Annotated in this window: 21 protein-coding genes and 2 pseudogenes; 5 read left to right on the forward strand and 18 right to left on the reverse strand. The window is 39.6% G+C overall.

Annotated elements, in window-relative coordinates; genetic code table 11:
* Position 1 precedes the first annotated feature (1 nt).
* The 11 genes from ACYQ3L_RS18045 to ACYQ3L_RS18095 all read right to left on the reverse strand — a co-directional run bounded on the left by ACYQ3L_RS18045 (position 2) and on the right by ACYQ3L_RS18095 (position 8,736).
* Positions 2-337: a TraL conjugative transposon family protein gene (locus ACYQ3L_RS18045; protein WP_379998873.1), complete on the reverse strand. Its 336-nt coding sequence runs from the start codon at positions 335-337 to the stop codon at positions 2-4.
* A 46-nt stretch (positions 338-383) separates the two neighbouring features.
* On the reverse strand, positions 384-1,007 hold the full coding sequence (gene traK / locus ACYQ3L_RS18050; protein WP_379998875.1) for a conjugative transposon protein TraK: 624 nt from the start codon (positions 1,005-1,007) through the stop codon (positions 384-386).
* Positions 1,008-1,344: 337 nt separating this feature from the next.
* On the reverse strand, positions 1,345-2,337 hold the full coding sequence (gene traJ, locus ACYQ3L_RS18055) for a conjugative transposon protein TraJ (RefSeq protein WP_379998877.1): 993 nt from the start codon (positions 2,335-2,337) through the stop codon (positions 1,345-1,347).
* Positions 2,337-2,966, reverse strand: coding sequence for a DUF4141 domain-containing protein (locus tag ACYQ3L_RS18060; RefSeq protein ID WP_379998879.1), 630 nt, complete (start codon positions 2,964-2,966; stop codon positions 2,337-2,339). Before ACYQ3L_RS18060 ends, traJ begins: the two co-directional genes overlap by 1 nt.
* Positions 2,967-3,034: 68 nt before the next feature.
* Positions 3,035-5,539, reverse strand: coding sequence for a TraG family conjugative transposon ATPase (locus ACYQ3L_RS18065; protein WP_379998881.1), 2,505 nt, complete (start codon positions 5,537-5,539; stop codon positions 3,035-3,037).
* Positions 5,524-5,865, reverse strand: a complete 342-nt coding sequence (locus tag ACYQ3L_RS18070; RefSeq protein WP_379998883.1) for a DUF4133 domain-containing protein — start codon at positions 5,863-5,865, stop codon at positions 5,524-5,526. The genes ACYQ3L_RS18065 and ACYQ3L_RS18070 overlap by 16 nt, the downstream gene beginning before the upstream one ends.
* A 164-nt stretch (positions 5,866-6,029) precedes the next feature.
* Complete coding sequence (locus tag ACYQ3L_RS18075) at positions 6,030-6,329, reverse strand: DUF4134 domain-containing protein (RefSeq protein ID WP_379998885.1); 300 nt, start codon at positions 6,327-6,329, stop codon at positions 6,030-6,032.
* A gap of 110 nt (positions 6,330-6,439) precedes the next feature.
* Complete coding sequence (locus tag ACYQ3L_RS18080; protein WP_379998887.1) at positions 6,440-7,114, reverse strand: hypothetical protein; 675 nt, start codon at positions 7,112-7,114, stop codon at positions 6,440-6,442.
* Between the two features lie 12 nt (positions 7,115-7,126).
* Entirely contained in the window at positions 7,127-7,546 is a 420-nt protein-coding gene (locus ACYQ3L_RS18085; RefSeq protein ID WP_379998889.1) for a DUF3408 domain-containing protein, read from the reverse strand.
* Positions 7,547-7,556: 10 nt separating this feature from the next.
* Positions 7,557-7,970, reverse strand: a complete 414-nt coding sequence (locus tag ACYQ3L_RS18090) for a DUF3408 domain-containing protein (RefSeq protein WP_379998891.1) — start codon at positions 7,968-7,970, stop codon at positions 7,557-7,559.
* 4 nt (positions 7,971-7,974) lie between these two features.
* Positions 7,975-8,736, reverse strand: coding sequence for a ParA family protein (locus ACYQ3L_RS18095; RefSeq protein ID WP_379998893.1), 762 nt, complete (start codon positions 8,734-8,736; stop codon positions 7,975-7,977).
* 886 nt (positions 8,737-9,622) lie between these two features.
* On the opposite strand from ACYQ3L_RS18095, the gene mobA reads away from it, so the two are divergent.
* The 5 genes and pseudogenes from mobA to ACYQ3L_RS18120 all read left to right on the forward strand — a co-directional run.
* Positions 9,623-10,060 (forward strand): conjugal transfer protein MobA, encoded by a 438-nt coding sequence (mobA, locus tag ACYQ3L_RS18100; RefSeq protein ID WP_379998895.1) that lies wholly within the window; start codon positions 9,623-9,625, stop codon positions 10,058-10,060.
* Positions 10,050-11,276 carry a conjugal transfer protein MobB gene (gene mobB / locus ACYQ3L_RS18105; RefSeq protein ID WP_379998897.1) on the forward strand — a complete coding sequence of 409 codons (1,227 nt, stop codon included), beginning with the start codon at positions 10,050-10,052 and terminating at the stop codon, positions 11,274-11,276. Before mobA ends, mobB begins: the two co-directional genes overlap by 11 nt.
* A gap of 48 nt (positions 11,277-11,324) precedes the next feature.
* A pseudogene (locus ACYQ3L_RS18110) lies at positions 11,325-12,476 on the forward strand (YWFCY domain-containing protein); the annotation flags it as partial.
* A gap of 626 nt (positions 12,477-13,102) precedes the next feature.
* Positions 13,103-14,917, forward strand: coding sequence for a reverse transcriptase domain-containing protein (locus tag ACYQ3L_RS18115; RefSeq protein ID WP_380002105.1), 1,815 nt, complete (start codon positions 13,103-13,105; stop codon positions 14,915-14,917).
* A 107-nt stretch (positions 14,918-15,024) separates the two neighbouring features.
* Positions 15,025-15,879, forward strand: a pseudogene (locus ACYQ3L_RS18120) (TraM recognition domain-containing protein); the annotation flags it as partial.
* Positions 15,880-16,065: 186 nt separating this feature from the next.
* Here ACYQ3L_RS18120 and ACYQ3L_RS18125 read toward each other — a convergent pair.
* The 7 genes from ACYQ3L_RS18125 to ACYQ3L_RS18155 form a co-directional block, all read right to left on the reverse strand.
* The gene (locus tag ACYQ3L_RS18125) at positions 16,066-16,467 is read right to left on the reverse strand and encodes an RteC domain-containing protein (protein ID WP_459952450.1); all 402 of its coding nucleotides are present in this window, start codon (positions 16,465-16,467) and stop codon (positions 16,066-16,068) included.
* Positions 16,451-16,696, reverse strand: a complete 246-nt coding sequence (locus tag ACYQ3L_RS18130) for a hypothetical protein (RefSeq protein WP_380001593.1) — start codon at positions 16,694-16,696, stop codon at positions 16,451-16,453. Before ACYQ3L_RS18130 ends, ACYQ3L_RS18125 begins: the two co-directional genes overlap by 17 nt.
* A 98-nt stretch (positions 16,697-16,794) precedes the next feature.
* Complete coding sequence (locus tag ACYQ3L_RS18135) at positions 16,795-18,108, reverse strand: MFS transporter (RefSeq protein WP_380001595.1); 1,314 nt, start codon at positions 18,106-18,108, stop codon at positions 16,795-16,797.
* 133 nt (positions 18,109-18,241) lie between these two features.
* Positions 18,242-19,138: a glycerophosphodiester phosphodiesterase family protein gene (locus tag ACYQ3L_RS18140; protein ID WP_380001597.1), complete on the reverse strand. Its 897-nt coding sequence runs from the start codon at positions 19,136-19,138 to the stop codon at positions 18,242-18,244.
* Positions 19,139-19,151: 13 nt separating this feature from the next.
* A complete protein-coding gene (locus ACYQ3L_RS18145; protein WP_380001619.1) occupies positions 19,152-20,186 on the reverse strand; it encodes an MBL fold metallo-hydrolase in 1,035 nt (344 codons plus the stop codon).
* Positions 20,186-21,055 carry a sugar phosphate isomerase/epimerase family protein gene (locus ACYQ3L_RS18150; RefSeq protein ID WP_380001599.1) on the reverse strand — a complete coding sequence of 290 codons (870 nt, stop codon included), beginning with the start codon at positions 21,053-21,055 and terminating at the stop codon, positions 20,186-20,188. The genes ACYQ3L_RS18145 and ACYQ3L_RS18150 overlap by 1 nt, the downstream gene beginning before the upstream one ends.
* A 53-nt stretch (positions 21,056-21,108) precedes the next feature.
* Positions 21,109-23,094 carry an outer membrane protein assembly factor BamB family protein gene (locus ACYQ3L_RS18155; protein WP_380001601.1) on the reverse strand — a complete coding sequence of 662 codons (1,986 nt, stop codon included), beginning with the start codon at positions 23,092-23,094 and terminating at the stop codon, positions 21,109-21,111.
* Between the last annotated feature and the right edge of the window lie 2 nt (positions 23,095-23,096).

Raw genomic sequence — 23,096 nt, forward strand, 5'->3', positions numbered from 1 at the left:
TCTAAGAGGGAGAATTTAGAGGGGCACAGACGATAATACTATCCGGCATCGCTATATCCAGTTCAGAGTCTAAAAAGTCAAAGTCGAATTCCATTTTTTTCGGCTTTGACTTCTCCAATTCCAGTCCTTTCATATGTTCTATTTTCAACTGTTCCCTGCGTTCCTCTTCCATTCCCCAAGTCTTAATCGAGGTAAATGTGAAGTACAGATTCAAGATTGTAAAGAGCAGAAGCATGATGATAATGACTGTGAGTCGCTTATCGGTAGTAATCTCCCCACATAGCTCTTTGAGTTTATCCTCCAACCAGTAACCAAGTTCTTTGATTCGTTCTTTCATATTTTCGTGGTTTACCCAAGTCCCCTTTGGGGAATTTAGGGGGCTGTTATCTATCCAGAACTCTCAAATCCTTATTCTCCCGTATCTCAAAGGCTTCGATAGTAAACCCATGCGGATTATTATCAGAGCGAACGGAGTTCAGTAGTTTACAAGTCGTTATCAGACTGCGTTCCGTGATATTACTTTCCCTGATAATCATCTGTCGGGCATGGGTAACAACCTGATAGGGATATGCATCTAAATTGCAGGAAATACTATCGACCTGAATGGTCTGATTGATATTACCCGAGATGATTCGATTATAATATCCTTTCTCCGACAAGTCTTTATAGTAATTGAAAGCCGATTTATCCGATAGCACTAACGCCCGATTGATATTACTTTCGATAGCGGACTTATCAGGAGACAGTGTAAAGAACAGTTCGTGAAACCGCCTGACGTGTTCCCGAGCTTCCACAGGTCTGTTCTGCGACAAGTCTTGCGAGAGAGCCAGCATCAGCGACTTGCCACTATCCAGCACATAGATTTTCTGTCGCTGTGCTTCTGCGAAATCGTAGGCACTCCATGTGGAGTAGCCTGCGACCACAGCACACAAACAGAGAAAGACAATGCCGAAGATGCGGAGTTGCTTAAAACTCGATTCGATATTTTTTAATGATTTAAATTCCATTGATTTTTAATTTGTTATTTTTTAACTAATTATGAAAGAATTTATCAGAATTGGATTTTGGTTCGCCATCACAAGTATATCTGTCAATATGCTGGTTATTATTCTTGCATTTATTTTCGGAAATACATTCTCATTTGTGATCGCTTTTATCTATTTATTATGCTATCTAACTCCTATTCTGAGTTTTATGCTAATCTTCTTTTGCCTATTCTCGGCTCTTCTCAATAAAGAAGTCAGAAAGCAATTATTGATAAATAGTTTACTCTTATTGCTTGGCGGTACTGTTCCGATTATTCTGATGTTCTATATTCTCTTTGGTTCTAATTACATGCTATAATTATTTCCCTTTGAGCCTTCCCGCAATATTTCCTGCAACAGCACCACCGAAACCGCCTGCCATAGCAGCACCTTTGGTAGCCGTGTTATTTACGTTCTTACCGAAATTGCCCATACCTCCGGCGGAGATAATCCATCCTGCAACCGTTGGTATTGTGAAGTAGCCCACAATTCCAATAATGAGAAAGACAATGTAAATTACATCTGAACTATCCAGCGAGAAGTTAGGGTCAGTCTGCATCCGGTCGATGTCCGATTGTAGCATGAGTGATTGCAACCTTGCCAATATGGTACTGAACAAATCCGAGACGGGCAACCACAGGTATACCGATATATACCGACTTATCCATTGAGTCAGTGTCGATTGAAAGCCATCCCACACAGATATGGCAAAAGCCAGTGGACCGAGTATGGCAAGGACAATCAGAAAGAAAGTGCGTATCACATCAATAATCAGGGCAGCCGATTTGAAGATTATCTCCAACAATTCCCGAAAGGCTTCCCGTATCCATTTCTTTAATTGATAGGCAGCCCTTTCTATATACAATCCGGCTTTTGTCCCCACATCCATAACGCCCAATGCTTCGAGTTTGGCATCCCATACCTCGTTATCTACCAGATAGGCTGTCTCGGGATTACGCCGCATGGCTTCATATTCTAACTTGTCCTTTATGTCTGCATAACGTTGCATATCCAACGTTTCGGACTGCAGCATCCCATTTGTTCCCTGTACCACCGGACTCATAATACTGTTAATTGTTCCAAGTACAATCGTAGGAAAGAACATAATGCACAAACTGAGAGCGAACGGACGAAGGAGCGGGTACACATCAATAGGTTCTGCCCGAGCCAAAGATTGCCACACACGATAGGCTACATAGAACAAGGCACCCAGTCCGGCAATCCCTTTGGCGATACCAATCATGTTGCCGCAGAGGGGCATCATACTGTCGTAGAGTGCCCGTAGCGTTTGATGAAATTGATCGAAATCCATTACCAATAACGTTCGTTAGGGTTACCATACAAAGCATTCACACGGGCTGTCTCACCTTTCTTCTTGGCACGGAGATAAGAAACACCGATATTCTTATTGGTATAGTAGCGGACAAGATTCCGGTACTCCACCATCGAATCGTAACAGCCATTGACCACATCCATACGGTCTTTGTCCGAAAGGGATAGTGTAGAAATATTGACTACTCCTTTCAATTCGTTCAGCACATCATTGCTTTGCTCCAGCAGTTTGGCATAGCCGTTAGCGATAGCATTGAGTTCTTCTATCGAATAATTAGGGTCGGATAACATCTTTTGGAAGCTGTATACATAAACATCTGATATTTCGCCTACCATAAGAATTGTCCTTTGGACTTTTTTTGCATCCTTAACTAAGTTATTTACAGCCTTTAAAGCATCGTAATATTGCTTCCCCTGATCGTACACTTTTTTAACTTCCTGAAAATTTTTGACCATATTGGTCGCAGTCGTAGTGGTCTGGGTAACGTTACGGGTTGTATTGACAATACTTTGAGCCAAGTTGCTCGGATCAAATACTGCCCACTGAGCTTTTACTTGTGTTGCCATAAGCAGACAGCTTACGCATAACATGAAGATTTTTGTTCTCATATTCAATTGATTTTTAAATAAATAATTGTAATTTGTTACGCTCTATCAGAGCGTTGAGAGAATGAAGCCTATCCGCCCCTTTTGCTTTCAGCCAATTGCCGGATCGCCTGCTCAATATCTCCGCCGAGTTTACCTGCCAACTGCAAGACTTCCATCTTTTCAGTTTCTTCCGTTGTGAACGTCAGATATTCTTCAGTCGATACTTCGGTAGCGTATACTGCCGACTGCATTCCACCCAGACCAATCCAGACTTCTTTGTAGATACGACTTGGATTGTTCGACATATTGATGGAAAGTATCTGAGCCTTTTCTTTGTCGGTCAAACCTAATAAGGATTGTATCGAATCAAATTTGTTCATATACTTTCGTTGATCCAGCAGTATCTTACAGTCTGAATTATTGATAATGGCTTCCTTGACAATCGGCGATGAAATAATATCATCTACCTCCTGTGTAACAACAATCGCTTCCCCGAAATATTTCCTAACGGTTTTATACATATACTTGAGATAATCAGCCATATTAGGGGAAGAAAGAGCCTTCCAGGCTTCTTCCACAATCAGTTGTTTTCGAACGCCTTTCAGGTGTCTGAGCTTGTTAATAAAGGCTTCCATAATGATGATAGTGACAATAGGAAAAAGTTCGCGGTTCTCCTTTATACTGTCAATTTCAAAGACTATAAAGCGTTTATTCAACAAGTCGAGTTTCTTATCCGAGTTCAGCAAGAAGTCATAACGCCCACCCCGATAGTATTGGCGAAGAGTAGTCAGAAAATTATTGACATTAAATTCTTCTTTCCTCACCTCAATCTCCCGATTTTCGAGTGCCGCCTTGTATTCGTCCCGCATGAACTCGTAAAATGTGTTGAAGCTGGGAACAATACTACTGTCAGTCTGAATCCTTGTGATATACTCATCTACAGCACTACCCAATTCGCCCGATTCAGTCTTCGATATTTTATCATCATCACTTTTCCAGAGAGTCAGCAGCAGCGTTTTCAAACTATCCTTTTTCTCTACATCGAACTGGTTGTCATCGGTATAGAAGGGATTGAAAGAGATCGGATTTTCTTCGGTATAGGTAAAATAAATTCCATCATCCCCTTTGGTCTTGCTGCGAATCATTTCGCATAATCCCTGATAGGAGTTTCCCGTATCGACTAAGACGACGTGCGTGCCCTGCTCCCAGTATTGGCGGACGAGGTGGTTCATAAAAAAGGACTTTCCACTACCCGAAGGACCCAACACAAATTTATTTCGGTTGGTAATAATTCCTTTTTTCATGGGTAGGTCGGAAATATCCACATGAAGCGGTTTGCCTGTTACCCGATCCACCATTTTGATACCGAAAGGCGAAGGAGAACTTTTGTAGTTTGTCTCTTCCACGAAAAAGCACAAAGCCTGTTCGATAAAGGTGTAAAAACTCTCCTCACTCGGAAAATCGCCCTGATTGCCTGGAATGCCTGCCCAGAACAAGGTCGGCGTATCGACTGTATTGTGTCGGGGCTTACATTCCATGAGTGCCAATTGGCTACCCACATCGTTTTTAATACGTGAAAGTTCTTCCTTATCCTCACTCCATGCAATCACATTGACATGGCAACGTACAGAGGTCAAGCCAAAGCTGTGAGCTTCGTTCAGGTAATCTTCGATCCACTGTTTGTTAATTTGGTTTCCACGACTATACCTTGAAAGTGAGTGCATATTCCTTGCTTGTTTTTCGAATTGCTTTAAGTTAGCCGTATGGTCATCAATAAAAATATATTGATTGACGATGTGATTACAGGTCAGTAATACCCCGATGGGTGCTGCAAAAGACAGACGGCAGTCACTCCGGTCGGTAGATAGCCGTTCATAACGGGTATCGGTTTCTACTTTGCCCGGCAGATCTTCCACATCCGACAGCGTATGCAGGCAGAGATACTTATCTCCGACTTTCATCTCTCCCGCTCCAAGTGCCATATCTTTCAGGCAAGTCGTATCTTCCTGTGATAAGGAGAAATACTTTTCGATAATGCCTGCCTTTTCTTTCGTACCTACAATCTGGTCAGTAGTTAGTCGTACCAATTTAATAAATCCACTATCATTGATAATTCGTTCAAACTGCCCGACCGATTCTAAAAATTTCTGAGCCATCTCCCGATCCTGCATTTCCTTTGGAACAATAAAACCACGAGTCAGAGCTGTATAACTGCTTTGTTGTTTGGCTCGCTCTTTGGTGGTCTTGGTCAGATACAGATAGCTGGTATGATTCAGAAAAGGGCGTTCGTTGAAATGCCGCTCGAAACTGCGAGACAGAAAACTGATGTCTTCTTTTTGCACCTGTGGTTCGTACTTTTCTTCTACAAACCAATCTTGTTTATGAATGATACTGTAGTTAGGCAATACTTTCATCGCTTTTGCCCACGAAGCATGTATCGCTTCATACTCGGGAGAGGTTACGGTAAAGAGTTCGGGCAGTTCCACCCGATAGGCAATAGTTATATCCGCATCTTTACTTAGGATGCAGTCATGTTCTACCGCCAGCAGAGGGAACTTGCTCTCTAAGGTGGCAGCACTTAGTGTGTTTCGCATAGAGCCTCCTTTCTTTTGATTCTCGAAATGAGTTGTATTATTCGTTTGCGATTGATAATGTATCGGGGGTGGTTGCGGGTAGCTTGCAACTTCATCAATCCATATTCGCCGTATTTATCATTCAGGTGGAATGTACCCCAGACCAATGTTCCGGCAGTGATGACTCCGAAGCCGATGCAGATAACCTGACTGATCCCGATCATATACATAATCACAAAGACAATAAACACAGCCAATAGCCCACCTGCGAAAATGAATAGGTACTGCGATTTGAGTCCTTTAAATTCGGCAGGCTTGCCAATTCCTTTGTTGATTGAATATTCCATTCTTTTTCCTTCTTTATTTGAGTTAATAAGAGGGCCTAAGACCCTGAATTGATTTTAAGTGTGGTATCCAAGGCGGACGAGAGATTCGAATATTCATCTACCGATAGTAGATTCATATTCAAATCCTCGAAGCCCAATGCTGAAGACCGGAGCTTAAAATCGGCTTATAAGAAGAATGAACGAAGAATGGTTGCCGCCACAATCAGGAAGATACACGCCCCAAACCACGAAGCGGCAGTTTTCGAGGTGTCGGGATCGCCACTCGAAAACTTCGAATACACTTTTACGCCCCCGATCAGTCCTACGACTGCCCCGATGGCATAGATTAGTTTGGTCGCTGGATCAAAGTAGGAGGTTACCATGTTTGTCGCATCGGTAATCCCCTGCATGCCGTTTCCTTGTGCGAATACAGATGTGGTAGCAGCTAAGAGTATAGCTGCAAAGAATAGGATTCTTTTCTTCATACGTTTTTTGTTAGTTGTGCCGTGAGGATTGGATGGTCGCTCACGGCGGGTTAAACTTGGATAATTTTTAATTGGATAATTAGTTTTTTTGATCTATTACATAGGCAGATTTATTTAGGATTTAGAAATTTATTTACGTCAAAGTCTTCCAGCTCTTCGGACTCATCAACTATCTTCGATGTTCCTTGTTCTTTCTGATGAAGTGTTACATGCAGGTCTATCAAGTTAGAAATAATGGATGCCGTTTTACCGGAGGAGAGTTGTTCTACGATTTCGGTTTCTTTGTTCTCATATAGTATTCTTCCGGCTTCCCTCTGTTCGTTCTGAGATGCTTCCGTAGACTCAACAACTTGTTTCAGTTTATGCAACTCATCGATTGTGACACCCGAAGCAAAACAGACATCTTTACCAAACATTTCCTTTAATTCAATAGTCTCTTGATCTTCGTCAATCTCATCATTATTTTCTTCTCTGTCCAATGGGTAATCGATCTTCATCGGAGCCGGATCGCTTTCCGTTGCAAAGGTAGGTGCATTCTCTTCGATTATCGGCTCTTTTGCCATAGGGGTGGTCGTGGTTGGCAGGGGTTGGCTTAGGGTAAAGGTACTTTTACCGACTATCGAAGCCTCTTTTTTTGAAATTTCAGGCTGATTTGGGTCTACACTCTTCTCTTTTTCCATCTGTTCTTTTCCCAAATGAAAGATTCGATATAGACGAATAATGGTCGGATATACCAATAGTAGAAATAATAGGACTGCGGCTAAAGTGGTTATTAGTATTATCATAACAATTTATTTTTAGCGTTTCTTGGATGGCAACTTTTGCTTGAGGCTGTCTTCCAATAATTCATCTATTATCTCCTGATAATCGTCAAGATGGGTTTTCAGTACATTATCAATGTAACTGAATAAGGATATATTACTATCTGTTGATATCTTAAGCAGTAGTGACAAGCAAGCATGAAACTCCGGACGGATATTTACGGACTTGCCATGACGGGCTATTTTATCTGATTCAATCAGAAATAAGGAACTATAACGCTTTATATTATTCTCTTTGTATTCGGAGCCATAGATATCCTTATCTGCATTTAAAAGAGGATTGTTGTCTGGTTCTCTCTTCTTGTTCTGCATAATGATTCTAAGGGTTATCCCTTTTACAAGTAAGAACAGGAGAACGAAAATCAGAAGAATTGATATAATTATATATGGTAACATGGTGTCTAATTTATAATTGGTTATTCTTCCGTAGGAGTTCGTTTACTTCATCTTCATACATGTTAAAATGATGTTCCAGAATATTATCAATATAACCGAAATAGGACAGGTCATTCTCAGCAATTATGCCGAGAATTTTTCTGATTTTATTATGGAACTCCTGGCGTATATTGATATTCTTACCTTTTCGGGACGAAGTCCTGTTCTCTTTCAGAAAGGTCGAAACAAAATCCGGTGCTTTAGCCTTTCGCTTTTTTGATTCTTCTTTAACTTGTACCGGTTCTTCAGATGTTTGTTCTTGTATTTCTGATTGCTTTTCTTCACTGGGAGCAGGTTGTTCTATTTCAGGTCTTTTACCTTTCATTAAAGACCTCAAAATCAGATCTTCGTCTGATTCCTCATGTGTTATTATTTTTTTACTCATCTGTTTATTGATTTATTATTTGTAAAATTTCTTCAGCAAGTTCAGCCAACTTTGCTTTCTGTATCAATACTTTATCGGCAGGAAACAGGGTAGACCGAAATAGAACCTTCTGCGATGACAATATATCCTTTCGGAATTTTTTCGTATCGGGAACAGAACTTTTAAGTAGCTGTATTCCCAATTCGCCCACTACTTTTTCATAGACGTCATAGATATCGGTTCTTTCCCGTCCATCGACCATATTCCAAAAAAGGTACATTCCCTTGATATTGCCCTTCCCTACGGATAGGTAGCCTTCGTTCATGGCTACAGCGAATTGCAAAGTGCTTTCTACGGCAAGACGGTCCGCAATCATCGGAGGAAAAATATAGTCCATATTAGCGATAAGTGTCAGTACCCCTTTGGTATTGAGTGTTCCCGGCAGATCGAAGAATATCATATCGAACTGCGTATCGGAAGATGCAATCAGCTGCCGGGCTGTTGTAATGGCATCCATCGTATTGCTGGGGACTATTGGATAAGCCCCCCGATTATCCAACTTAAACTGATTCAAAGCCAATCGCTTATAATAAGGATCATTCATTACAAGTTTGCTCTCCCGTTCCCGTTCTTCATTAATACTATGCTGCGGACTATCGCAATCGATAATCGCAACGTTCTTACCCAACACATAATTGAAATAACTGGCCATCAATACTGTAAAGGCACTTTTGCCAACTCCGCCTTTTTGATTACTAAAACTGATAAACAAGGGTTCCTTTTTCATATCATTACTTTTTAGTTTGATAAATTTATATTTCTGTCTATGAAACTACATACCGTTCTATAGATCATATCTTTTGTCCTATTTATAATTCTATCAATTGATAGATTAATAGATGGATGGATGATTGGATTTATAGATAGAGATTCCTCCCTATATATCTACATATAGTCCTATCGTTTTTTAGTTTTATAGATAGAGATATTCTTTGTTAGATTTATCAATATATCTATACCTCGATCATTAGATTGTTAGAAGATTCTATCAATAGAAAAAAACATATATCAATACAGAAATCTATCTATCCATTTTTTTATTTATCGATTGATATATGAGTCCATCTTCTACTCTGTCTTTCGTTCGATAGAACAAAAGTAGATCAACATTCTCTTTAAACGATTCATTTTCATAAGTGGTGGTAGCGGTTGGCAGGGGTTGGCACAGGTAAAGGATTATTTCAGCCCATAAATACCCTCTAACTTTGCATAATCGAAGGATAAAGATTCTCTGATTTACAAATTATAGTTTGGAAAGGGCTGATTCATTTAGGATGTGTATCCAATGATGGCAATATATATTGCTTATCCCCATCATTCTCCATTTGATAATGTTCGGTCAGTTTCGAGTTTAACGTCAATCCACCCTTTCAAGGTGGATTTTTATCAGCGTCAGCTGAAGGCAAGATGTGTTTTGAGTACCCTCAAAACTATTTCAAGGTACTTGAAACCATCTTGCCCACTCCTATGATAAGTCGGGGGAATCTTGCTCCGAAGTCGGCAAGATTTTTAGTTCTCGATTGAATGTAACGGCTACACGAATAGTAGCATATGTAAAACTTGTCGCAGACTATGTAAATAGGACGGTCTGCGACCGCTAATTATCCAATGTTATGAACGAAAAGAAAACAAACAAACGAAAGACCGGACGCTTGCCCAAGCAAGATCCGGCGAAAAGAAAGCACGTATTCTACCTCAATGAAGCCGATGAAGTCCGCTTCCTATCCCTTTTTGAGCAGTCGGGAAAGGCAGCAATGGCTCATTTTATTACTTCCTGCATCTTTGACAAGCCGCTCAAAGTCGTTAAAATAGACAAGGGAATACACGATTATTATATGCGACTGACCACTTTCTTTGGCCAGTTTCGGGGTATTGCCAATAATTACAATCAGATTGTGAGGTCGCTCAACACCAACTTTACGGAGAAAAAAGCACTCGCTTTTCTCTATAAATTGGAGCAGGAAACTATTGAATTGGCTCAACTAAATCAGAAAGTTATTGCACTTACCGCTGAATTTGAAGCTAAATATTTACAATATTATGGTCGCTAAAATCAACAGCGGGAGTTCATTGTTCGGAACTTTATCCTACAATCAGGAGAAGGTAGAGCAGGGCAAAGGAAAGATACTCTTTGGCAATCGTATGATCCAACATGTAGATGGCACATATAATATGTATCTGAATATAAAATCATTTGAACTATATTTGGATGCCAATAAACGAACCGAGAGACCTGTCCTGCATATATCGCTTAATCCGCATCCCGATGATAAGCTGAGTGATGAGCAGCTAAGTACCATCGCACAGGAATATATGGAAAAGATGGGTTATGGTAACCAGCCTTATCTTGTGTATAAGCACGAAGACATTGACCGTCACCATCTGCATATCGTTTCGATACGAGTAGATGAGAATGGCAAGAAGTTGAACGACTCCTATGAAAAAAGACGTTCGGAGAAAATCCGCAAGGAACTGGAGCAAAAATATAATCTCATCCCTGCCGAGAAACAAAAGCAATCCGATACTCTGTCTCTAAAACCTGTAAATATCAAAGATGGTAATATCAAAAAACAAGTATCCAATATTGCCAAATCGCTGATGCGGGACTATCATTTTCAGAATATCAATGAGTATCGGGCACTCCTTAATATATATGGTATAACCGTAGATGAAGTAAAAGGCGAAGTTCGGGGCAAAGCCTATAATGGATTGGTATATTCGGCATTGGATAAGAAAAGTGAAAAAGTCGGCAACCCGTTCAAAGCATCGTTGATTGGTCGGGAAGTAGGATATCATGCTTTGCAGAAGAGAATGGATGCATCTAAAGATGTGCTGAAGGATAAGAAAGCCTACAACCGGACAAGGCATATCGTATCTGCTCTCCTAAAAGAACAACCTTCCCGAAAGGCATTTGAGAAGGAGTTGGCTAAAAATGGTATCTCAGTATTGTTTCGAGAGAATGATGACAAGCGTATCTATGGTGTTACCTTCATCGACCACCAAGAAAAAGCCGTATTCAATGGCTCCCGCATGGGCAAGGAGTTTTCGGCGAATGTGTTCCATGAGTTGTTCAGTAAAAGCGATAATGCGGATAACTATAAACAGAACTTCGACAATAATTCCAACGATTTCAAAGAACAGGACTCGGCAGTAGAAGCGGTTGCAGGCTTATTCTCTATGGAGCAGCATGGCGATAATTACGAAGAAATTGCCTTTGCCAACCGTATGAAGCGGAAAAAGAAGAAGAATAGAGGCAGAGGATTGTAAAAAATAAGTATAAACAAATAGGTCTGTGACCTAAAAAATTAGAATAAAATGCAACAAGAAGATGATTTGAGAGGATTAGCCAAAGTGATGGAGTTTATGCGGGCTATCAGTATATTATTTGTCGTAATCCATATTTATTGGTTCTGCTACCAGTCGATACGGGAAACAGGAATCAATATTGGAGTAGTTGATAAAATCCTGCTGAATTTTCAGAATACAGCAGGATTGTTTTCCAATATCCTATGGACAAAGCTGTTTGCTGTGGTGTTCTTGGGCTTATCTTGCTTGGGCACGAAAGGCGTAAAAGAGGAAAAAATAACTTGGAATAGAATATATGTATTCTTGTTCTTTGGGTTTCTCTGCTTTTTCCTTAACTGGTGGATACTGGCATTGCCTCTACCATTGATTGCCAATACTGCTATTTACATTTTCACAATGACCGTCGGGTATATTTTGTTATTGATGGCAGGATTGTGGATGAGTCGCTTATTGAAGAATGACCTCATGGATGATGTCTTCAATTTGGAGAACGAGTCTTTCATGCAGGAAACTCAATTAATGGAAAACGAATATTCGGTCAATCTGCCGACTCGCTTTTTTTACAAAAAGAAATGGAACAAGGGTTGGATTAATGTAGTCAATCCATTTCGGGCAACCATTGTGTTGGGTACTCCGGGTAGTGGTAAATCCTATGCGATTGTAAATAATTACATCAAACAGCAACTCAGTAAGGGCTTTTCGATGTATATCTATGATTATAAGTTCGATGACTTATCTACCATCGCTTATAATGAGCTTTTGAAGAATTTGGATAAATATGATGTTACTCCCAAATTCTATGTAATTAATTTCGATAACCCGTCAAAAAGCCATCGTTGTAACCCCATTGCACCCGAATTTATGAGCGACATCTCAGACGCATATGAAAGTGCATATACAATTATGCTAAACCTCAATAAATCGTGGATTCAGAAACAAGGAGACTTCTTTGTGGAATCCCCGATCATCCTGCTGGCAGCCATCATCTGGTTTTTGAAAATCTATGAAGGTGGCAAGTATTGTACATTTCCTCATGCGATTGAGTTTTTGAACAAAAAATATGCTGATATTTTTCCTATATTGACATCCTATTCCCAATTGGAGAATTACCTGTCTCCCTTTATGGACGCTTGGGAAGGAGGAGCACAAGATCAGCTCCAAGTGCGCCCGTAAGGGTACTCAATAAATATCTCTTTGGCAAGAGATTAGGTTCGCGTTCTTTGAAAAAATAACCTATCATCACCCGGCTTATCCGTCAACGAAAGACGACGGGGAGTGTAGCATGCTCGGGAACGCCACAAGTGGACAAACTACCCTGTCTCGACTGAGTGGCTAGATGAAACGATAGATATGAGGATAAAGTCTGTATTGATTGAACGATAGTCTGAGCGGTCAGATGGTTAGGCTTTGACGTAAGGTAGTTATACGATTTCAAAAGAATCGAAACCCGTCATATCGTGGTACTCAAGCTCACCTTGCAGGGGCTTTGAGCAAAAGAACTTACTACGACGCAACTACATACATAGTAAAGGACGAAAGTCGTATCCGACAATCTATCTGCCAAACTAATCTGAATTTCAGATTATGTTATTGTGTACCTAAACGGGGATTACCTAAATCGGAAAGCCAGTTGTAAGGCTATGGGGTCTGCCCCTGAATATCCGACATGGTAACAGAGCCTCCGTAGTAGTCTGAGCAAGGGAAAGCCTTGTACACGCAGGTAAAACTGCACGGCGAAGGGGGGCAGTTAATTCAGTTTAATATGATTAAAGGAAATTGTGAGAGACATGAGAAATCCGGAAAAAGTATTAAACAGTCTAACCGAACACAGCAGCGACTTGACTTACAAGTTTGAAAGGCTGTACAGGATTCTGTTTAACGAGGAAATGTATTATCTTGCCTATGAGCGCATTTATGCTAAACCAGGCAACATGACCAAAGGTGTCGATGGGAAAACCATTGACGGCTTTAGTATATCCAAAGTTAAACAGTTGATTGATACGTTAAAAGATGAAACGTATCATCCTTATCCTTCCAAAAGGACATATATTCCAAAGAAAAATGGAAAGAAACGTCCTTTGGGCATTCCTGCATTTTATGATAAACTTCTGCAAGAGGCAATCAGACTTATTCTGGAAGCAATTTATGAAGGTAGTTTTGAGAAATCTTCTCACGGGTTCAGACCTAAGAAGAGTTGCCATACTGCTCTAAAAAGCATTCAGAATTCGTGTAATGGTACAAGGTGGTTTATCGAGGGCGACATTAAAGGATTCTTCGATAATATTAATCACGAAATACTGATTAGTATGCTGAAAGAGCGCATAGCAGATGATAGGTTCATAAGACTTATCCGTAAATTCCTTAATGCCGGATATATCGAGGATTGGGTATTTCGCAAATCGTATAGTGGAACTCCGCAAGGTGGAATTATCAGCCCAATTTTGGCTAATATCTATCTAGACAAGTTTGACAAATACATGAAAGAATATATCCTTAGATTTGATAAGGGAACAAGGAGAAAAGAAAATCCTATTGCCAAAAGACTTGGACATCAGAAAGCAAAGCTGAAAAAGAAACTCGAAAATGTAAACGATGAAACACAAAGAAAACAGCTTAATGAGCAAATACGAGAAATAATAAAAGAACGCCTGAAATATCCTGCTGGTGATGAAATGGATAGCAATATCAAACGTCTGAAATATGTGAGATATGCAGATGATTTTCTAATAAGCGTTATTGGAAGTAAAGAAGACTGTAAACAAATTAAAGATGATATCAAAAATTATTTGTATAATGTCTTAAAGTTGGAACTGTCGGACGAAAAGACACTGATAACCAATGCACAGAAATCAGCTAAATTTCTTGGATACGACATCTTTGTACGCAATTCCAATGATACCCATAGGGATAAGAACGGGCATCTAGTCAGAAGCTACGATCACAAGATCGTTCTTTATGTAACAACCGAAGTGATGCGAAACAAACTATTAGCCTATAACGCAGTGAAAATCACTAAGAAAAATGGCACGGAGTTTTGGAAGCCCACAGGACGTAGCTATATGAGAAATCTGGATGATCTGGAAATCATTAGCCAGTATAATTCGGAAATCATAGGCTTCTACAATTATTACTCAATCGCAAATAATAGCTGTATTATCGACTCCTTCTATAATATCATGGAGTACAGCATGTATAAAACGTATGCAGGCAAATACCGTACTTCCAAGAAAAAGATAATAGCAAAATACAAAAAGAAAGGTGTATTTGCTATTCCTTACACCAATAAGAGGGGGCACACTTTTTATCGAGAATTTTACGACAAAGGTTTCAAACGTAACGAAACACCTGATGTGAATCTAAATGACAGTCTTCCTAACACGATTGCTATAACAGGAGGTCGAAATGGACTTATAACGAGGCTGCAAGCCGGAGTTTGTGAACTTTGCGGTTCGACCGACGAACTCGAAATGCACCACGTCCGTAAACTCAAAGACCTGAAAGGCAAATCCGAATGGGAAGTTAAGATGATTGCTCGTAAACGAAAAACGTTAGCAGTATGTATAAAATGCCATCACAAGATACACGCAGGTACATTAGACTGAATGAATTAATGGAGAGCCGTATACGCAGGAATGTGTACGTACGGTTCGGAGGCGAGTGCTTGGAAACCTACCACCGTGAAAAGTGGCAAGGCGCCGGGTGCTTAGCCTATGGGCAGATTGCGAGTGCCAAAATTCCCTTATCCAGAATGATAAGCCCACAACTGTATTGGGTAATGACAGGTAACGATTTTACGTTAGATATCAACAATCCGAAAGAACCAAAAATACTTTGTGTTGGTAACAACCCCGACAGGCAAAATATTTATTCGGCGGCATTGGGTTTGTACAATAGTCGTATTGTGAAGTTAATAAACAAAAAGGAGCAACTTAAATCTTCGGTTATCATTGATGAGTTGCCAACTATTTATTTTCGGGGATTGGATAACCTGATTGCAACCGCTCGTAGTAATAAAGTAGCTGTTTGTCTGGGTTTTCAGGATTACAGCCAGTTGAACCGTGACTATGGAGATAAGGAATCTAAGGTTGTACAAAATACGGTTGGAAATATTTTCTCTGGGCAAGTTGTCGGCGAATCGGCAAAAACGTTGTCGGATCGTTTTGGAAAAGTCTTACAAAAACGCCAATCTATGACTATCAATAGGCAGGATAAATCAACATCAATCAGTACACAATTGGATAGTCTTATTCCTGTCAGCAAGATATCGAATCTTACACAAGGTATGTTCGTGGGTGCTGTATCTGATAATTTTGATGAACGGATTGAACAAAAGATTTTCCATGCTGAAATTGTGGTAGACAACGCGAAAGTGGCTGCTGAAAGTAAGGCTTACAAGAAAATTCCTGTTTTAACCAACTTTATAGGTGTGGATGGTGTTGATATGATGGAGTCTGAGATTAAGAGAAATTATACTCAGATTAAAGCAGATATTGGGCAAACTGTTAAGGATGAGTTGGAACGAATAAGTAATGATGAGAATCTAAAGCACCTGATTAAAGGATAATGATAATAAAATAAAGCGTGGATAGCATTATTTCCGGGAATAGAGGCACTGGTATACCTAACGAACAGGAATAATGATCCACGCTTTGTACGCATGAACATTGTTTCCTTTTCTTTTGTTCGTGAATCTAAAATTACCAGTTTCCTATTCTACCCAAAGAAAATGAATACAATAATCTATATTTTTCTACTTATCTTTTCCTCTTATTTTCTTCTTTTTGAAAATACCGTTATCCATATTATCCATTCGTTGATTGAGCTTTTCAATCATTTCATCAAGAAAGAGGGTTCGGCTTCCTACTCGTCGTCGGATAGCTCTGAATGTATCGTAACAATCTTTTACTTCAAATGAAAAAATAATACACAGTTGCTCTATAGCATCAATCAAATCAACATCCCCGTCATTTAGCCGTTTCGTTTCAATAGTCCCATTAACTAATTCTACAAAATCGGCTACTGTTCCGGTCCATTTGAGATTTGTTCTTTCAGGTGCCCATTTCTTAGGCTCTGACAGCTCATTTTGCAACTTCCATTGAATAATCTGTTGCTCAGTTTCAATCAAAGAGATTGCTTTAAATACAAACTTCAAGACATTTTTTTTCCTTCCTGTCAATTGAGTAGTCCCGTATTCCGACAAGTTCCAAACGCACAAAACTCAAATTGTAGTAGAGTTTTGTAGTGTCTATCTCACTTTGTAGTTTTTCCAAAAGTGTCACTGCAAATTCTTCATAGGCTGATTCTAATTTAGTTAATACTTCTTTCTCTTTTGAGGTGTCCGTCAATAACAGAAATAACCTCGAACTCATTAATTGTTTCATAATTTTGAATATTAAATTAATAATTGGGCAGTCTTTTAAATTCAACTGCCCAGAATTGATTATTATTCATTAATCATGTAGAACAATTCATAATAGATTTAACTCTTCTTTTTCGCCCTCCACAACATAGTACAGAATAAAACCGACAAGGCTGCCGCTCCGATCCAGAAGTATCGTATAGAAGAAAAATCATATACGGCAATGCCATCTATCATTGTTTTACTGTCGCCGATCAATTGTCCACTCATAATGTCCTGAAGTCCTGCCCCCAGATAACTGGCAATACCTACAACCCCTAAAGCTGCACCCGATGCTCTTTTAGGAGCTATATCTGTAGCCATCAAACCACCCAGGTAACAAATTAATACACCAATTGATAATCCGAACAAGATCATACTGGCAATATCTATATAATAATATCCTTCCGGTACAAGGACAAAAAGTGCGATAGCTATAGCATTACAAATCCCGAAGATAACAGCCGGAACTACACGGTTACTTTTAAATAGCTTATCAGACAGGAATCCGGAAAGAACTGTTCCCACAATACCGCAAACCGCAGAAACAGCAACAATACTACTTGCTTCAATAGAACTATATGCCTTTTGATTTTCAAGGAAAAATATACCCCAGCTATTAATAGCGTATCGGCTCACATACATACAGGCGCTTGATAAAGCAAGAATCCATATATAGGGGTTCTTTAAAACTTCAAGTTGTGCTTTTCCAGCTGACTTCTCTTGTTCTTTAGTAGGCATAACAGAAGGTAATCCCTGACTGGTTGGACTGTCTTTCATAAAAATCAAGATAACTGCAGCTCCTATCAGACCGGCAATACCTGCCGCACCAAATCCATAACGCCATCCGGCTATACTTACAATAAATGCAGTTGCTATAAATGTGATGGCTTCTCCAATATTATGGCTGGCACTCCAGAATCCATAATAAGAACCACGTTCTTTATCCGTGAACCAACGGGACAACCCGACCACACTGGATGGTGCTCCCATACTTTGTACCCATCCATTGATACCCCATAAAATGACAAACACCCAGAATGTATGGCTCATTCCCAAGAAGATATTTACAAGAGAAGATATAATAAGCCCTACTGCCATAAACCGGGTAATATTCACCCTGTCTCCCAGAAAACCGTTCACAAATTTCCCCACTGCATAGGTAAAGAACAAAGCCGAACCAACAATACCAAGTTGCTGTTCAGTCAGTATTCCATCATCAACCAAAGGTTTCTTTACAACATTCAAACTCATACGGCATACATAGTATAGCCCGTAACCTAGTGTTGCTGATATAAAGAATGACCATTGCAACTTTTTTAGTTTCTTATTATCTTCTTCAATCACTTCCTTATCGGGTAGTGGGGAGAAGAAACGTGCTATTTTCTTTATCATGGAATTGTTAATTTTTAAAGTTTAAAAATAAGAGAGGAGGAGACCGAATACTTTTAAAGTATCCGGTCAGAGTAGTACAGCCCCTCTCTGTTGGCTCAGACTATACCTACCTTAAAAACCTATAACCAATTGATTAGTCGTGTAGCCCTTTTGCTTTTAAATAGTCTATCAGGTAAGCGGGACGGTCTGTTTGAATGATTCGGGCATTTAACATATCAATCAAGTATCCATAAGCACCGTCTTTATCATCAAGTGCCATATCGTCATCATGACCTCCACACAGGGTATCCCATAAAGTATTATACCATATCAGGGCTTTCCCATTCAAATAAATCGCCATTTCTATTGGAAGAGTATTGGAGTCGTCTGCATAAACAAGTTCAAACGCAACAGGGTTAAAATCTTCAACAAACATCTTTATTTGTTCAGCCGCACCATCTTTATCCAAATTTACCACAGGCATATAAATGACATTTTCCAAATATTTTCCGAATTTTTCTTTGACCTCTTCCGGTGTTTGGCTTCCCTTCATTATAATCTGTTGGGTAGTCCCAGTCTTTTCCATCAGTTCGTAAATCTCATCAAAGAAACGGTCGGCTTTATCCAAATTCAGCATAATTTTTCCTTTGGCATGAAGTAAAGCTTCCTCCAGTGTCGGAATATTCTCTTTGGTTTTAATGGCACATCCATTTTTTAATTTTAGTGTACGAATAGAATCGAGAGTCCATTCTGTCACAAGACCTTTACCTGTTGTAGTACGATCCAAAGCTTTGTCGTGCATTAGAATAATATGTCCGTCTTTTGTTCGTTGCACATCTATTTCTACAATATTGACTCCCATCTTTATGGCATTATCAATAGCAGCCAGAGAGTTTTCCGGTGCAAACCGCCAGTCTCCACGATGGGCTACAACGATGACAGAGCTTTGATCCCTGTTTAATAATTTATTTCTTATCTCTGTGGCACGATCTTGTGCTGTAAGAAGTTGCAATACACACAGGAATAGCAATAATATATTTAATCTTTTCATTATAAATCCTTTCTTAGTTTAACTTACCGTTTTTCCAGATCAGCTTTTCTCCCCAAAATGGAATGATTGTATTATCACAGTTTATGTCTGAAGCTCTTTTCAAACCGAGCTCAAATGACCAGCGTGACTCATCAACTCCGGCGTGGGACAATTCGAGTATATGAGAAAGGATAACATATTTAGGTGTAACCTTTTTTCCTATGATGTTATTTTCTGTCTTAGCATTCGGTGCATAACGGGCTATAAAAATATCGACTGGTTTTGCGATTCGGTATTGATCCTCTTTATAATTGGAATCACCCACATGCATTAAAATTAAATCTCCGCCATCACTACCACAATCAATCTGGAATGTTGTTACAAAGTTTTTGAGAGCTGACTCATTATGATTAGTCAAATTTATCGTTACTGTAAAATCTCCTATAATAAATAACTTGAAATCATCCTTTGTCGTATACTGGTAATTCGCATTTTTCAGATAGTTGGAAATAACAGGCTTGTTATTAGCGAACATTTTATTTATCAGGTCAGTGTTGTAATGATCTGCATGATTATGTGTTATACAGAGGAAATCAAGATAAGGCTCTAGTTTCTCCGCATAGCGATGGCAGATATCAACGGCGAAACACCCTTTTGGAGTTTTTACAATATAGCCCATATTATAAAGGTTCCACATGACTGTAGTTCCATTTTCAACCTGTGTTGATTTTACTTCTTCCAATATCCGGTCAAATGCTGCCCGGTAACAAGTTAGAGCCGGAGTATATTTCTCTGTATTCTCAGCCGCAGCATCCAAGCTTTTCAGGTAATTATTGAAGTAAGTGCTGGAACATTCGTCTGCATATCCTTGGATAGCATCAAATGCTTCCTGTCTTTTAGTATTGTGGTTCAAACTGGAGGTACCCCACAGTTTTTCCATTACTTCCTTCGCGTCATTCGCCGAGGGTGTTGGTGTAGGTTCCGGAGCCGGGGCATCATCACCTGAACATCCTGTAAAGAATACAATCGATATCAGAAGTATCAATAGATATAAAAACTTATTATTCATCATTCATCCTTTTTTAATAATTCAAAACTATTGGCAAGTTGTTTTGCTGTCGCGCGCACTCCATCCTTGCTTTTCAATGCTTCATACATATAAATGCCCTTATAGCCTTTATCTCTAATGATGTCAAGTAATTCACACCAAGGGATTGTTCCATCTCCGGGTATCCAATGGCTTTCATTTACTCCGTCGTAGTCAGATATATGCAGGGTTCCGATACGATGTCCTGCTATTTTTGCAAAATGGATAGGCGTGCCCGTCAGATAATGGTTGGTATCAAAACAAATTCCGACTTCCGGATAATCAGCAATGATGCGTAATAATTCTTCAGGAGTATTACCCAAACAAGTCCGTGGCAGGTTTTCAACGCACAATTGTGCCTCGATTTCTTCTGCATACTTTCGTAAAAAGCCAATAGATTCGATGGCATTACTAATCCTTTGTTCACGAATACTGTCATCGATTGGTTCGGAGCTTGAGTGCAATACCAGTTTAGAAGGATTAAATATGGCGGATGCTTTTATCATCCGGGCAATAATATCCACACTCCTTTTTCTGGCTTCATCGTCGATAACAGATATGTCCAGCGTCCGGGAAAATGGAAGATGAATGGACCAGACTTTCATTCCGGCACTATCGATTTTAGCTTTCAATGCATTTATTCGAGGAATTACCTCATCTTCCGATACATTACGGTAATACTGGTTTAAAGCCACTTCTACATACTCGATACCATTTTCTTTGGCATCTGCGAAGTCTGCAGTTATTGGTTTTTCCCATAGGGCTGTTGTTGTCCCCATTTGCATATTCTGAGCAATAACCGAGAAGGAAAGCCCTATAAAAAGGCATCCCAGTATCAATATTTTTCTCATAAGTCAAGAGATATTTAGGTGGGGAGTAATTTCATCCCCACCAAATAATTTATTTATTTGCGGTTAGTACCGTAAATATCACCACCACGTACACTCCAGGAAGAAGTTTCAGGGCCTGCTTCAATAGGAATGGCTAACAGTGACCCTATATTATCTGAACCTATCGTACCCATATAAAGTCGTTTATCCGGCCCTATACTTGCTGTAGCCATAAATTGCTGAGCACTTTCATATTCGAAGACTATATCTCCGGTTGCTGTATTCAAGCCATAAACCATGTATGAACTTCCAACCTTACCTTGTGTAGCACAATATATTTTACCGTTATCGGCTAAAACGGCTCCACAATAGGTTAGGGCTGCACCCAGACTTTTCCCCCACTTCAGCGTTCCGTTAGAATTCACAGCATAAACCTTTTTACCTCCTTTGTCGCTGAAATAGATCGTACCGTCAAGTCCTACTATCGGGAAATATGCATCACCGCCTCCGCCATTTGCATAGGTCCACCTGATATTTCCAGTAGCCATATCGATAGCAGAAAGACCTGCGCTTCCTTTTTGTGTAGCATACAAAGTTGTACCAGATGCATCCATTGCAAATGACCCACGCTCGGTAACATTTACCGTAGCCGAAGTTTTCCATAACTCTGTACCGGATGCATTGAATTTATAGATAGCCGAATTAGTGCCTGCAAATACATTGTTTGAAGCATCTACTACTATAGCACTGGAAGTACCTCCTGTTGTCTTGTTCCAACTAACTGAACCTGTTGAAGCATTAATAGCATATAATGTTCCTGCATTTGTTGCACAATACAATGTACCATCAGACGAAAGGGCGGGGAATGCTCCCATCGCTCCATCAACAACATAAGTCCATTTTTTTGTTCCGTCTGGATTAATTGCATACACTGTATTATCTTTTTCTCCACAAGTATAAACTGTACCATCTTCACCTACTAAAGCACCTCCTCCATAAGTAAGTGTAGATATCTGATACACCCATTTAACTTTTCCTTTTATCACATCAATGGCAAACAAGTGTCCATTTGGCGAGGAAGTAGGAATATAAGCTGTTCTGCCATCGGGAGAAAAGACAGGATTAGATACTTTTACATATCCTGATAATCCATTATAATTAAGATCCATAATTGACCACGCGTAATTGGAAACTTCCATAACAATACTTCCACTTTCAGATGTACCATCCTCATAAATTACTGTGATTCCTACAGTATAATTCCCTATTACGGGATATGAATGAGTCGGTTCCTTTTCGGTTGAAGTATTACCATCTCCAAAATTCCAACTTACAGATTGTACCGTTCCCATTGTGAAATACATGTCATTATATTCGAATGTACAAGGTTCGTTTAATGTCAAAGCATTGCTTGCAACAATAATCGGATATACTTGTCCCGGAGTAGCTTTGGTTGATATAGCATCTGATGTTCCGTTCGGATAAACACATATCAATGAGAATTCATACTCAGTGTCGTTGGTCAGACCCTCAACCACATAAGATTCATGGTCTCTATCAATGATAATAGGATCGTTTATAGAAGATACCAGCAATTTATATTCAGTAAAGTTATCAACGTCTGGTTTTGTCCATTTCAACCTTATTTTTTCGTCTCCGGCAGCGGCAATCAGATTGGTAGCCGGAATCCTTGTAGAAACAGGCTGTACTGTTGCTAATATCTTTCCGCCTTTTCTTCCATCGGAATATACCGGTTGTACGGAGAACGTATATTTCCCCCCATTTACCAGTTCTGTAATAGTGGCGGTCATTGTATTTCCATCGACACTCAGATCACCACCTTTAAGGCTCAAAGGGTTTACAGTCCAGGACACATAATATCCGCTTGGATTGGAGCCTTCCAAGGCTTCCCAACTCAAGCTAACTTCTTCATCCCCGGCTATGGCTTTCAGGTTGGATGCTTCATAGGTATTAAAATTGGCATTTGGAATGTCTTCATCGTTACAAGCTGAAAATAATAGGATAGAAGCTATAAATATGCTATATATAATATTTTTCATTT

It is taken from the genome of Dysgonomonas termitidis (genome assembly GCF_054657735.1).

Coding starts and splice junctions, on each gene's coding strand:
- ACYQ3L_RS18145 (WP_380001619.1), bottom strand. CDS start 20,186: ATGAATAATAAGTTTTTATATCTATTGATACTTCTGATATCGATTGTA.
- ACYQ3L_RS18150 (WP_380001599.1), bottom strand. CDS start 21,055: ATGAGAAAAATATTGATACTGGGATGCCTTTTTATAGGGCTTTCCTTC.
- ACYQ3L_RS18045 (WP_379998873.1), bottom strand. CDS start 337: ATGAAAGAACGAATCAAAGAACTTGGTTACTGGTTGGAGGATAAACTC.
- ACYQ3L_RS18080 (WP_379998887.1), bottom strand. CDS start 7,114: ATGATAATACTAATAACCACTTTAGCCGCAGTCCTATTATTTCTACTA.
- traK (WP_379998875.1), bottom strand. CDS start 1,007: ATGGAATTTAAATCATTAAAAAATATCGAATCGAGTTTTAAGCAACTC.
- ACYQ3L_RS18090 (WP_379998891.1), bottom strand. CDS start 7,970: ATGAGTAAAAAAATAATAACACATGAGGAATCAGACGAAGATCTGATT.
- ACYQ3L_RS18070 (WP_379998883.1), bottom strand. CDS start 5,865: ATGGAATATTCAATCAACAAAGGAATTGGCAAGCCTGCCGAATTTAAA.
- ACYQ3L_RS18065 (WP_379998881.1), bottom strand. CDS start 5,539: ATGCGAAACACACTAAGTGCTGCCACCTTAGAGAGCAAGTTCCCTCTG.
- ACYQ3L_RS18115 (WP_380002105.1), top strand. CDS start 13,103: ATGAGAAATCCGGAAAAAGTATTAAACAGTCTAACCGAACACAGCAGC.
- mobA (WP_379998895.1), top strand. CDS start 9,623: ATGAACGAAAAGAAAACAAACAAACGAAAGACCGGACGCTTGCCCAAG.
- traJ (WP_379998877.1), bottom strand. CDS start 2,337: ATGGATTTCGATCAATTTCATCAAACGCTACGGGCACTCTACGACAGT.
- mobB (WP_379998897.1), top strand. CDS start 10,050: ATGGTCGCTAAAATCAACAGCGGGAGTTCATTGTTCGGAACTTTATCC.
- ACYQ3L_RS18140 (WP_380001597.1), bottom strand. CDS start 19,138: ATGAAAAGATTAAATATATTATTGCTATTCCTGTGTGTATTGCAACTT.
- ACYQ3L_RS18130 (WP_380001593.1), bottom strand. CDS start 16,696: ATGAAACAATTAATGAGTTCGAGGTTATTTCTGTTATTGACGGACACC.
- ACYQ3L_RS18095 (WP_379998893.1), bottom strand. CDS start 8,736: ATGAAAAAGGAACCCTTGTTTATCAGTTTTAGTAATCAAAAAGGCGGA.
- ACYQ3L_RS18060 (WP_379998879.1), bottom strand. CDS start 2,966: ATGAGAACAAAAATCTTCATGTTATGCGTAAGCTGTCTGCTTATGGCA.
- ACYQ3L_RS18155 (WP_380001601.1), bottom strand. CDS start 23,094: ATGAAAAATATTATATATAGCATATTTATAGCTTCTATCCTATTATTT.
- ACYQ3L_RS18135 (WP_380001595.1), bottom strand. CDS start 18,108: ATGATAAAGAAAATAGCACGTTTCTTCTCCCCACTACCCGATAAGGAA.
- ACYQ3L_RS18075 (WP_379998885.1), bottom strand. CDS start 6,329: ATGAAGAAAAGAATCCTATTCTTTGCAGCTATACTCTTAGCTGCTACC.
- ACYQ3L_RS18085 (WP_379998889.1), bottom strand. CDS start 7,546: ATGTTACCATATATAATTATATCAATTCTTCTGATTTTCGTTCTCCTG.